Source organism: Pseudozobellia thermophila (genome assembly GCF_900141855.1).
Classification (GTDB): domain Bacteria; phylum Bacteroidota; class Bacteroidia; order Flavobacteriales; family Flavobacteriaceae; genus Pseudozobellia; species Pseudozobellia thermophila.
In genome coordinates this window covers 1085416-1097725 of record NZ_FQYU01000002.1, presented here as the reverse complement: position 1 = coordinate 1097725, position 12310 = coordinate 1085416, and the positions used below count along the sequence as shown (strand labels likewise).

Below are 12310 nucleotides of genomic sequence, written 5' to 3'. Positions count from 1 at the left end.
AAAGGAGTGGAATACGGAATTATCGTTCGACAACTATGGCAGAGGCCCCTCCGCCGCCATTACATATGGCCGCGGCCCCGATTTTGGCATTGTTTTGCGCCAGCACGTTTAGGAGCGTAACAATGATCCGGGCGCCTGAACAACCAAGGGGATGTCCGAGCGATACCGCACCACCGTTGACGTTGACGTTTTTGTCCGAGAGTCCCAATAGCTTCATATTGGCCAGGCCTACCACCGAAAAGGCCTCGTTAAACTCGAAGTAATCTACGTTTTCAATAGAAATACCGGCCTTGGCCAGTGCTTTGGGCAAGGCTTTTGCCGGAGCGGTGGTAAACCATTTGGGTTCCTGTGCGGCATCGGCGTAGCCCTTGATGGAGGCCAATGGGGCCAGGTTGAGTTCCTTTGCCTTTTCGGCACTCATAAGGACCAATGCGGCCGCTCCGTCGTTGATGGTAGAGGCATTGGCCGCGGTAACCGTCCCGTCTTTCGAGAATGCCGGACGCAGATGGGGTATTTTATCGATTTTTACGTTTTTGTATTCTTCGTCTTCCGCGACCGTAATGGGTTCGCCCCTGCGCTGTGGAACTTCGACAGGAACAACCTCGTCCTTAAATTTGCCGTTTTTCCAAGCCTCGGCCGATCGTTCGTACGACTGTACGGCAAAATTGTCTTGGTCTTCGCGGCTGAAGTCGTATTCTTTGGCACATGCATCGGCACAAACCCCCATGGCGTTCTGGTCGTATACGTCGACAAGGCCGTCTTTTTGCATCCCGTCGATCAATGTGGTAGGACCGAACTTTTGTCCGTTTCGCAAATGTACATAATGGGGTATCAGGCTCATGTTTTCCATCCCTCCGGCCACGGCGATGGATATATCGCCCAAAGCGATGGCCTGTGCCGCCTGCATTACCGCCTTCATTCCCGAGGCACAAACTTTGTTTATGGTCGTGCAGGGTGTGCTTTCGGGCAATCCGGCATAGATGGCCGCCTGCCGGGCAGGTGCCTGGCCCGTACCGGCCTGTACTACGTTGCCCATCAAGACTTCTTCAACGGCATCTGGTGACAAACCTATTTTTTCCAATGCTCCCTTTATGGCGATAGCCCCTAATTTCGGGGCGGGCACAGACGATAATGCACCCATAAAACTCCCTATGGGAGTACGTACCGCCGAGACAATTACAACCTCTTTCATTCGAAAAATTTAGTTATTGCGAAAATAAGAAAATAAAGAAGAATGTTGTGCCTGACCGGTTCAAAAGCTATCTTTCAATGTTTAATTTTCTATTTTTGGAGCAGATACCGCTAACATGCGAAAATTTCTTGACAACCTTTTTAAGAACCAATCCCTTATCTACAAGTACTTTCTTTATGTAGTGTCGGTGGCTTGTATCGTGTTTTTCTTTCCAAAAGGGGGAAAGTTCAAATATGAGTTTCAAAAGGGAAAACCATGGCAGTACGAAAACTTGTACGCCCCCTTTGATTTTTCGATAAAAAAAGGGGCCGAGGAAATTGCCCGTGAGCAGGAGGCGATAAGGAGGCAACAGGATATTTACTACCGATACGACGATTCGATACGAAGGGAGGTCTATCAAGATTTTGAACGGGGCTTTCCCTCATTGTTCAACTCCGACGATTTTGCCCCGGCCCAACTCAAGGTCCTTAAATCGGCGGGTAGGGCCATTCTCGATAGCCTTTACGAAAACGGTATCGTCATGAAGTCAAATACCGAGCGCACCGAAGGGCAGACCTATCTTATTCGCAGTAACGAGGCCCAACGGATAAAACCCGGTAAACTCTTGCATCCGCAAAACTTGGACGGGGTCATCGATCAAATTCTTAAGGCAAACCGACTTGAAGCCTATACCAAAGACTATAAGGAGCTCTTCTTTGATTTGGTCCGTCCCAATGTGTTCTATGACGCCGACCTGTCGGAGCGCGGATTGCAGGATGAACTTTCGAAAATTTCGCACACGCGGGGCACCGTTGACGAAGGCAAATTGATTATCGCCAAGGGCGAGGTGGTAGAGGCCGAGAACCTCGATATCCTAAACTCGCTAAAGACGGAATACGAGTCGGAACTGTGGGCCGCCAACAACTATTACTTTATTCTTTTTGGGTACACGGTTCTCGTCGCACTGGTCTTGCTCATGCTTTTTCTCTTTTTGAAAAAATACAGGCCTGATATATTTGAGCACAATACCAAGGTGACCTTTATCTTCTTTAACATCCTTTTTATGGTCTTTATCACGACCATGGTGGTAAAATACGACGAGGCCTATGTTTTCGTCGTACCCTTGTGCATCTTGCCGCTGATCTTAAAAACCTTTTTCGATGCCCGTTTGGGCCTCTTTGTCCATGTGCTGACCATTCTTATCCTGGGCTTCGTGGTGCCCAACAGTTTTGAGTATATCTTTCTACAGATCATAGTGGGGGTGGTAACCATTTTAACCGTTTCCGAGCTATACAAGCGGGCCAATCTCTTTATCTCCGTGGGGCAGATTACCTTGATCTATGTGGTAGGGTATTTGGCATTTCATATCATACACGAAGGCAATTTGGACAATATAGCATGGTTTACCCTAGGGCTGTTTTTGTTGAACGGTATGATTACCCTGTTCGTACAGCCCATGATCTATATATATGAAAAATTGTTCGGTCTGGTTTCGGATGTTTCGCTGCTCGAGTTGTCGGATACCAACTCAAAATTGCTGAAAGAGCTTTCGAACAAGGCACCGGGAACGTTTCACCACTCCTTACAGGTGGCCAACTTGGCCGAAGCCGCGGCCAATGAAATCGGGGCCAATGCGATGTTGGTCAGGGTAGGGGCCTTGTACCACGATATAGGTAAAATGGGCAACCCTACCTACTTTACCGAAAACCAGATCACCAATGTCAACCCGCACGATGAGTTGTCGCCCAAAGATAGTGGCCGGATAATTATAGACCACGTGATCAATGGGATCGAGATTGCCAAAAAAAACAACATTCCCGATAGGGTCATCGATTTTATACGTTCGCACCATGGAACGACCTTGGTTTACTACTTTTATATGAAGGAAAAAGAGAGGAATCCGGATACCGATGAGCGCGAATTTAGGTATCCTGGTCCCACGCCCTTTTCAAAGGAAACGGCCATCCTCATGATGGCGGATTCGGTAGAGGCCGCCTCAAAAAGTCTAAAAAACCCGACTTTTACCGTTATCAACGATTTTGTGGAAAAAATTATCGACGGCCAGATGCGGGCGGGGCAATTTTTAAATGCGAATATTACCTTTAAGGAAATCGAAAGCATCAAGAAGATCTTTAAGCAGAAACTGACCAATATTTACCATTTGAGGGTGGAATATCCTGAGTGACAGCCAACTGGTTTTGTATTGAAAAAAAGTGTTTAAAATAGTTGCGATACCCGTTTTGATAAATTACATTTGCATCCGCAATTTAGCCCGACGGAATTCGGGAACGTTCATAGAGAGAATTATTTAGGAGAGGTGCCGGAGTGGTAACGGAGCAGATTGCTAATCTGTCAGCGCGTAAGTGCTGCCCGGGTTCGAGTCCCGGTCTCTCCGCTTTTTCCAACATACCTCGGGGTGTAGCGTAGCCCGGTTATCGCGCCTGCTTTGGGAGCAGGAGGCCGCAGGTTCGAATCCTGCCACCCCGACCGAGAAAATCCGATTACAATTGTAATCGGATTTTTTGTTTTTAAGGGTTTATGGAAGATTGTTTTTTATCAAAACCATGGATTGGCTATATGGAGGTTGACGACCTATCTGTTCTTGAACACTTTCCTATCCCTTCCCTTTTTTGAGGAGTGATTCAACTATCCAAAATTGTTTTGGAAGCCGGGTCTATCTGGCAGCCGGGAACATCGATAAGAAATGGACCTGGCCCATCCAGAATTGGGGCCTGGTGGTCCGGCAACTTTGATATTGAATTTGGGGAAAGGATACCCTTGGAAGTAAATCCCAATCCCTTTGGGGCTAGCCCCAAAGGGATTGATAGACCGCAGAGTTTTAATTTACAGACCCACTCGTCCCTGAACGAATCGTTGAAGCTCTCGATAAACGGATTATCGGTAGGTTTTCCAGGCCTTGGGAAGTCCAGCTCCACCCCGTTCCCATAGGCCCATTCTTCCAATACCTTACTGATGAACTCGCTCCCGTCGTCCACTTTGATACGCTTTGGCAGTACTTCGTTTCCAAAAGTAATCGTTTCCATCACCTCCACGACATCGCTTCCCTTGAGGGACTTTCCGGCATGTATGGTCAAGCACTTGCGACTAAAGTTATCTACTATAGCTAACACCCTGAAGGAGTAGGGAATAAATCTTTAAATTTGGGAATCCTAAAGGTTATAAAGGCAAAGGTACTTGAGTATTACATTATATAAGGGATTGAATTGGGTGCCAAATAAATTGGATTTTTATCTAAAAACATAGTTTTATGAAGGCTGATTTCTTTGAAAACATATACAATCACCCCAACATTAAAAAAGAAGAATATAAGAACATAATTGATGCCCATACAAAAGTTGAGTTTTCAAAGAATGAGATCATACTGAAGGAAGCTAAAGTCAGTAACGAGTACTATCTCATTAAAAGAGGTTTGTTTCGCTCATATGTTATTGATTATAAAGGCAATCAAATCACCACTGATTTTTTTGGCCCTAATGATATTCTCATCGAAGTTGCCTCATTATTTCTTCGTATCCCTTCAAAGGAAACCATTCAGGCATTGACAGACTGCGAAGTCTATAAAATTAAATTCAACGATTTTCAAGATTTGTACAGTACTATAGAAGGCTTTACCGAATGGGGTCGAAGTTGGATGTCCCAGCAACTGTTTATGGCAAAACATCGTGCGGTTACTATGCATACACAAAGTGCCTCACAACGATATTTAAATTTGGTGCAAGAAAGGCCCCAAATCATTAAAGAAGTGCCGTTAAAATACATCGCTACTTATTTGGGAATCACCGATACTTCCTTGAGCAGAATAAGAAAAGAAGTATTATCTCAAAGAGAGAACTTGTCATAGGGCAAGATTTTATTGTTTTTCTTTTTTCACTTTTGTCATACTACAAATTCAAAAGATACAAAAGATGAAAAAATTTAACCCTGTGGTATGGTTCGAGATCTATGTAAATGATATGGATAGAGCGGCAAAGTTTTACCAAAATGTACTTCAAGTAACACTGGAAGATATGAGCGACCCAACAAATAAAAATGTTCAAATGAAATGTTTTCCGAATGATATGGAAAATTACGGTGCAGCCGGTGCTTTGGTGAAAATGGAAGGGATAACACCTTCTGTAAATGGAAGTCTCGTTTATTTTGGTTGTGAAGATTGTAGAATCTTGGAAAATAGGGCATCGGAAAATGGGGCGGAAATTATTCAACCCAAAACGGCTATCGGGGAGCACGGTTTTATATCTATCGTTAAGGATAGTGATGGAAACTCGATAGGATTTCACTCTATGAACTAGGGAAAATAATAGGATTCCAAAATGACCAAAATAGTATCCAGCCCCAACTGTGGCAATTCACCCAAAATGGAATTTATAAAACAATACAATATTGCCTTTGCCAAAGGCGATATAGCCTTTTTAATTGAAAATGTTACGGATGATATAGTTTGGCACATTATCGGGGACAAGACAATGGAAGGAATAGAAGTGTTTGCCGAGGAGTTGGAAAAAATACAATCCGTCAAAGCCTCAGAACTGATATTAGACCAAATACTGTCCCATGGAAAGGAAGGGGCTGCAAACGGATGGATGACCATGGAAAACGGAAAGCGATATGCGTTTTCCGATTTTTATGTTTTTCAAAGCACAAAGGGTGAAAAGGTAAAAGCCATTACCTCCTATTGTCTGGAAGTATAAATCGCTTGAAGAAAATGAAAATTAATGCCCAAATAAACACTACCTCAACCATTGTTGAGATTTTCAAAACCAATGTTGGCAACCAACAGTTAGCCAGCAAGATAGTAGCTGACCTTAATCAATTATATCCTGAGTACCGTATCAATTTTGATTTAGAGGATTGTGATAAAGTACTTCGTATAGAAAGCTACAATAGTATTGATGTTTTTGGGGTTCTCAACTATGGAAAATTAAATAACCTTGAAATAGGCCTTATAGAATATTAAGGAAGATTGAAAGTCATATTTCCATAGCTAAGTTCTTGTTTTAGCGGTAGGCAACAAACGGGGTCTTTAAGTGCCGCTATACAATACCCTACATTTTTTTAATAATCTTTACTTTGTGCAAATTCCATAAACTTCATTACCAATTGGTGTTTGACCAATAAAATGGCATCCTATTTTTTCGGTGGCAGGTCCAATCGATAAATCTTTCCCTTTTCCATAATATACGATTATTCCCCCTGTTTTTTGTAACTGAGGTATTGTACTGTAAAGGTATAATTTATAAGCTTCTTTCCCTTCTACTTCTTGTTCGGGCCTTAGATGTTGCAAATCGGTATAATCAGCTGTTTGTTTAAACTTTAGTAGATTTAGCAGTACAATTTCGCCCCTTATCTTTAAAGTTTTGATAAAACGGTTTATCGGAATCGGGGGTAGCTTCAAAATAGTTTTCCAAAACACCTTTCACTCATAGTAGTCCAATTGAATGGAAGTCCTATTTCGGGATGGTAAAATATTTGAGATAGAGGTGAGCCGGACTAATTTGGACGTAATCCAGAAGCCCTATAATACCGGGATTTCCTCTGATTGGAGATATGACGGTTTATATCTCAATGGCCATAGGGGCTTTTAGGGATGGCCGACCTTTAAATCCAACTATAAGTTTACTTGAGGTTAAATATAGACTTCGAAAACACTTGTTTGGGAGTGCCGACTATTTTTATGCATGGGTACACAACCCATTGCCCACTGTACTTTGGAATTTTGGAATAAAATCACATCAACCAAGACAAATCTGTCGCATACTTATGCCTTACGCTTAAGGTTTCTTATTTAATACAGTGAAATAAAATAAATTAGACATGGGAGTACCTTAGTTATAATCAGAACGGCCCAAGACCAAGATTTGCTTTGTTTTTGTCCTATTGATGTAAAGCGTTTTACTATTGCTTTATTGGTACTACATCAACAAATCGGTCAACAAAATCGTTTTGGCATTAATGTAGACCTAATTATTTGGTATAAAACAGTCGATCTTTCGTAAAAATAAAATGCAAGTATCAATGCAAAGATCGAATTGCCATGCCTTTGTTCCGTTCAAGATGTAAAAAACCGAGTCCCAAAATTTTCGAGAGCTCGGTTAACTAATTAAACTAACTACAACTTAATATCCATAATTTTGTTCCAAGGAAGGAGCCTTTTCGATTTCAGACTGTGGAATGGGCAAATAGTACTGCCTGTCAAACCAAGGGCGGTTTACTACAGTATACTCTTCATTGCTCAAAGTACCGTCGATTTCTTTGGTCCATTTAAGTCCTTTGACGTCAAAGCCCAGATGTTCTTCGTTCATCCAACGTCTTTCGTCAAAGAAATTGTGACCTTCAAAAGCCAATTCGATCCGTCTTTCCCTTTTTATGGCTTCGTATAATGCTTCCCCGCTAGAGGTAATTTCGGGTAATAGGGCTCTTCGTGTAATTTTGTTTACATATTCCCGGGCGACCGCTTCGTTGCCCAAATGGTATTGCGCTTCGGCATAGTTAAGGTAGATTTCCGCCAATCGATATAGAATAAAGGGCCTATTTGGAGAGGTATCCGTAAGTCCCACTGATTCGTCCTGAAATTTTCGAATATTGTACCCGGTTTTGGATGAGTGCAGGGTGTTGCCCAAACCTTCGGGAGAATCGAGTCCGTGTGGAAAAGCATCCACATCTTCCGACAAGTAGTATTGCACATCACGGCCCCTGAACTGGGCCCCGTTGTAATTTAGGTTGGCATAGTAGCGCATTTCCCTATTGTCGTTCGGGTTGTTTGCGTCATAAAGGGGGCCGTCCGTAGAGCTTCCATCCGACATGTTGAACAACAATGCAAAGTTATGGGTGGGAGACGACAGGGCCCATCCTCCATATCCACTGGGGGCTTGGGTTTGGTTCCAAAGAGAGTTTACATCCGTTCCAAAATCATAGAAGGTAGCTCCGTAAGGCCGGGCGAAGAGTATGTCCTCGTTGGGCGACAGAAAAAGGTTTTGATATTCGGTTGCGTCTTGCACTTCGATGAGGTCCCGCGCCCCTACCAAATCGATCAATTCCTTGGCCGCGTCCGCGGCCTCTTGCCATTTATTGGGGTTGGAATAGTCATACAATGGTCCGCTTGGCTCAGTACCGGGGTCGTGGAGCTTGCTGGCTGCATACAATAAGGTTCTTGATTTGACAGCTAGGGCTGCTAATTTGGTCGCGCGGCCATATTCATTGTCGGGCCTGGTCTCAGGGAGCACACTTGCTGCCTCGTCCAATTCCGCGACAATAAATTGTACACATTCTTCATAGCTGTTTCTGGGAATATCAAAATTATCATTTAGGCCGACCGCGGTCTCTATAATGGGTACCCCGCCATAAAATTTTATCAGTTTACTGTAGAGGTTGGCCCTTAGGAATTTCATTTCGGCCTTAAGAACGGTTACCTTTTCGGTGTCCATTTGCATGGCCTCACTTTCATCTACTTCATCCAAGAAGAGTGTAATGTCTCTGATGTAATCCCAGTAGTTCCTCCATATGTCGCCCAGTACCCCTACATTGCTGGGGTTCCATCCGGCGCGTACCCTAAATAGGTCTAGGTCGTTAAAATTGAATTTGGCCTCAAAAGAGGCTCCCTCTATATTGAATCTGCGCGACCACCACTGGAATTTATTGATTCCCCAGCTTTCCGTACTATTGTAGGCGGTAAACACCAAACGCTCCAGTTGGTCGGGATTCGAATAGATAAAATCTTCGGTAAACGCATCTGACGCTTCTATTTCAAGGGCATCTTCGCAGCCAGCGGACATAAAAAATATGCCAAGGGCTAACAGGTAATAATATTTGAAACTTTTCATTATGCTTTCTTTTTTTGATTAAAAACTAAGATTTAAACCAACTGTGTACGTTTTTAAAGGGGTATAAGTGGCATCCCTAAAATTGTTATAACCGGTAGCTTCGGGGTCTAGCCCTAGGTCATAGATGTCGGAAAACATGGTAAGTAGGTTGTATCCTCTAAGAAATAACCTAAGATTGCCGAAGCCAACTACCTTCTCAGGAATAGTATATGCCAATTCGACCTCTTTTAGTCGAACAAAGGAGGCATCGTGCAGCCAAAAATCCGCTCCCTGAAAATTATCGGCGTTACCACTTTGGTTGCCGCTGTAGGGGTCTCCCAGACCAAAGGCTCTAGGATACCGCGAATCCCTGTTGCTGGGAGTCCACCGCTGATTAAAAACGTAGTCGGGTTTTGCCCCGTTTTGGTCAAAGAACACCAAGGTCTCCGCTTTTGCCTGGCCTTGAAGTAAAAAGTTAAAATCGAAGTTTTTATAGGAAAACCCTCCGAAAATACCGTATTGTATTTCGGGGATGTTTGATGATCCCACCCTAATACGGTCATCTGCATTGATGGTACCATCTCCATTGGTATCTAGATATTTGGGCTCGCCCTCAACGGTACCATCCAATTTTACCGGTGTCGATTCAACTTCGGCCTGGTCCCTGAAAATACCGTCGGTGGGGTAAACGATATAAGAATCGATAGGCTTGCCTTCCCTTTTTAATGCCTCGGGTACATCGGCAGCCTCCGCTAGGTAGAGAACCTCACTTTTGGCCTGTGAAAAATTGGCGCCCAAATTGTAATTGAAATCACCTAGATTGTGGTTCCAGGCCAGTTCAAATTCCACTCCGTAATTTTTTACCTCCCCAAAGTTCTCGGCGGGCAGCTCCAAGCCAACATAGTCGGGAATGGCAGCTACCCTTGTTGCAAGGATGTTTTCCCTTTTTTGATGAAAGTAGTTGAAATCGCCCGATAACTTTCCGTCAAAGAAACCAAAGCTTAAGCCGATGTTTTGCATTTTGGCGGTTTCCCATGTAACATCGGGGTTGGGAACGGTAGATGCGGTATACCCGTTGAGTGCCACACCCGGACTTCCAAATATGTAGTAATTGGGTTGGGGCGTGTTGGGGATTCCTCCGTATTGATACCTTGTCAGGTATTGAAAAGGGGCTATCCTGTCATTTCCCATTTTAGACCACGAAGCCCTTAATTTCAGGGAAGAAATCCAGTTTGATCCGGCCAAGAAATTTTCTTGGTCCAAGGCCCATGAGGCTGCAGCACTTGGAAAAGTTCCATATCGTTTTCCCGGTCCGAAATTGCTCGATCCGTCGTGTCTAAGGGTCAGGTCGATAAAATATTTCTTTTTAAAGTCATAGGATAAGGAACCGAAGAAGTCCATTCTTGCACTTTCGCTGGAGATTCCGTACGATTGCTGTCCTTCGTCGCTGCCGGCAAAAAGTTCGGCGTGGTCGGGCGTAGGGAAACCTCTTTTTTCGGCCCAAAAGTTCCGGGTATCGGAGTTTAAGTTTTCCAATCCGACAAAGGAACTGAGGGAGTGGTTCTCTCCAAGAGAGGTAGAATAATGTAATGTGGCATTTAAAAGTACTTCATCGTATTTCCAAAAACTTTCCCTTAGTATGCGTTCGTTGCCCCGTTGAGAGAATCCGGTCTGGGGAATGTATTCATTTGTGCCTGCCTGAAAGGTATAGTACGTCCAAGGGGTGTACCACGATTTTTCATCGTTGTTCATTTTGCGAACCCCGGCAAACCCTTTAAACCTTAGGCCATTTACTATTTTGTTTAAATTGATGTCTAGTGAGAACTTTCCTCTTAGGTCCGTACTCTTGGTATCGATAAACCCCGATTGGTTGCTGGACATTATGAATGGGTTGGCCCCGTTCTCGCCTCCAAAACCGGGTAGGCCATTCGGATAAAGGCCAACCTGGGTAGGTAAATTGGTATAAATGTGCTTATAGATAAAACTGTCGTCTACCCCCGGCTGTTCCCTATTTCCAAAGCTTCCCAGTAAATCGACCCCTAATTTGATATCATCGCTAATGTCGATGTCAAGGTTGGAGCGCACTTGTTTTTGCTTATAATCCAAAGACCCTGATTTATAGATTCCTTCTTGACTCAAAACATCGCCGCTGACAAAGTACTTTACACTTTCACCGCCGCCGGAAATCGAAATTGTGTTTCTGGATTCGGGCGAGGATTTCGCAAAGGTAAGTGCGGCCCAGTCGGTATTCGGGAATTGGATGGGGTCGGTGCCGGCGGCATAATTCTGAATGTCTTCCTGTGAATAAGGGAGTTCGAGTCCGTACCTAGAGGCGATTTCATTTTCGTAAATGGCATATTGTTCCGAACTCATTAGACTAGGGGCTCTTGTGAACGAGGATATGTTGTAGGATGTCGTAAAATTTATTTTTGGTTTTCCTGATGCTCCCCTTTTGGTGGTTATCAAAATAACCCCATTTGCAGCCCTAGACCCATAAATAGCGGCGGCACCATCTTTTAAAACGGTAAGCGATGCAATGTCTTGGGGCGACAAATTGGAAAACGAACCTGCTTGAATTCCATCGATAAGAATTAGGGGAGAGTTATTGTTTAGGGTAGATTTTCCCCTTATGAGAATGGTAGTAGCGTCATCATCGGTATTATTGCCCGCACCGTTACCGGCTCCCGGAAGGCCGCCACGGTCGTTAATAATGAGCCCCGACGCCCTTCCTGCCAACGATTTGGCAAGGTCTTTATTCGATGATTGTTCTATCGATTTGCTATCGATCGTGCTAACGGAACCGGTTAGTTCCCCTTTCTTTTTTGTGGTATATCCGAGTACAACCACTTCCTCTAGTTTGGAAGCGTCCTCGACCATGACCACATTAATCGTGTCGCCATTTTTGACGGGAATCTCCTGGGTTGCATATCCGATATACGAGAATACGAGCACTGCATCCGCATCATCTACCTCTAAACTGTAATTGCCGTCAAAGTCGGTCGTAGTCCCTTTTGTGGTCCCTTTTACAATTATGGTGACCCCAGCGAGTGGACCTAGTTCGTCACTAACCGTCCCGCGAATTACAGATTGTGGTCGGGTTGTTTCATGGGAAGGCCACAGGACCGTTCTTTTATCTGTTTCGTCCCTTTCAACAGCATATGCCGTTCCCGTTAAGTGGACCAACATAATAAGAACAGACCTTAAAACCCATTTGTTTCCACAAAGGGGAAGGCATCCTTCATTTTTATTGAATCTGGTTTTTTTCATAGTTTAGAATTGTTAAGTTAGAATAGTTACAATGTGGCCTTTCCATTGAAAAACC

General features: G+C 43.9%; 10 protein-coding genes and 2 tRNA genes. 7 read left to right on the top strand and 5 right to left on the bottom strand.

Annotation, left to right across the window (positions count from 1 at the left end; genetic code table 11):
- Positions 1-19 precede the first annotated feature (19 nt).
- Positions 20-1192, bottom strand: coding sequence for an acetyl-CoA C-acyltransferase (locus tag BUB37_RS09670; RefSeq protein WP_072992391.1), 1173 nt, complete (start codon positions 1190-1192; stop codon positions 20-22).
- A gap of 115 nt (positions 1193-1307) precedes the next feature.
- On the opposite strand from BUB37_RS09670, the gene BUB37_RS09665 reads away from it, so the two are divergent.
- The 3 genes from BUB37_RS09665 to BUB37_RS09655 all read left to right on the top strand — a co-directional run bounded on the left by BUB37_RS09665 (position 1308) and on the right by BUB37_RS09655 (position 3658).
- Entirely contained in the window at positions 1308-3356 is a 2049-nt protein-coding gene (locus BUB37_RS09665) for an HD family phosphohydrolase (protein WP_072992389.1), read from the top strand.
- Between the two features lie 126 nt (positions 3357-3482).
- A tRNA-Ser gene (locus BUB37_RS09660) sits at positions 3483-3566 on the top strand.
- Between the two features lie 17 nt (positions 3567-3583).
- A tRNA-Pro gene (locus BUB37_RS09655) sits at positions 3584-3658 on the top strand.
- Positions 3659-3813: 155 nt separating this feature from the next.
- Here the strand turns inward: BUB37_RS09655 and BUB37_RS21325 are convergent.
- Positions 3814-4302, bottom strand: coding sequence for a DDE-type integrase/transposase/recombinase (locus tag BUB37_RS21325; protein ID WP_170863143.1), 489 nt, complete (start codon positions 4300-4302; stop codon positions 3814-3816).
- Between the two features lie 137 nt (positions 4303-4439).
- On the opposite strand from BUB37_RS21325, the gene BUB37_RS09645 reads away from it, so the two are divergent.
- The 4 genes from BUB37_RS09645 (at position 4440) to BUB37_RS09630 (ending at position 6146) form a co-directional block, all read left to right on the top strand.
- On the top strand, positions 4440-5033 hold the full coding sequence (locus BUB37_RS09645) for a Crp/Fnr family transcriptional regulator (RefSeq protein ID WP_072992387.1): 594 nt from the start codon (positions 4440-4442) through the stop codon (positions 5031-5033).
- A 64-nt stretch (positions 5034-5097) separates the two neighbouring features.
- Positions 5098-5481 carry a VOC family protein gene (locus tag BUB37_RS09640; RefSeq protein WP_072992384.1) on the top strand — a complete coding sequence of 128 codons (384 nt, stop codon included), beginning with the start codon at positions 5098-5100 and terminating at the stop codon, positions 5479-5481.
- A gap of 21 nt (positions 5482-5502) precedes the next feature.
- Positions 5503-5880 (top strand): nuclear transport factor 2 family protein, encoded by a 378-nt coding sequence (locus BUB37_RS09635; protein WP_072992380.1) that lies wholly within the window; start codon positions 5503-5505, stop codon positions 5878-5880.
- Positions 5881-5894: 14 nt separating this feature from the next.
- A complete protein-coding gene (locus BUB37_RS09630) occupies positions 5895-6146 on the top strand; it encodes a hypothetical protein (protein WP_072992377.1) in 252 nt (83 codons plus the stop codon).
- Positions 6147-6254: 108 nt separating this feature from the next.
- Here the strand turns inward: BUB37_RS09630 and BUB37_RS09625 are convergent, their stop codons facing one another.
- The 3 genes from BUB37_RS09625 to BUB37_RS09615 all read right to left on the bottom strand — a co-directional run bounded on the left by BUB37_RS09625 (position 6255) and on the right by BUB37_RS09615 (position 12255).
- A complete protein-coding gene (locus tag BUB37_RS09625; protein WP_139278095.1) occupies positions 6255-6584 on the bottom strand; it encodes a hypothetical protein in 330 nt (109 codons plus the stop codon).
- Positions 6585-7305: 721 nt separating this feature from the next.
- Positions 7306-9009, bottom strand: a complete 1704-nt coding sequence (locus tag BUB37_RS09620; RefSeq protein WP_072992371.1) for a RagB/SusD family nutrient uptake outer membrane protein — start codon at positions 9007-9009, stop codon at positions 7306-7308.
- An 18-nt stretch (positions 9010-9027) separates the two neighbouring features.
- Complete coding sequence (locus BUB37_RS09615) at positions 9028-12255, bottom strand: SusC/RagA family TonB-linked outer membrane protein (protein WP_072992368.1); 3228 nt, start codon at positions 12253-12255, stop codon at positions 9028-9030.
- Between the last annotated feature and the right edge of the window lie 55 nt (positions 12256-12310).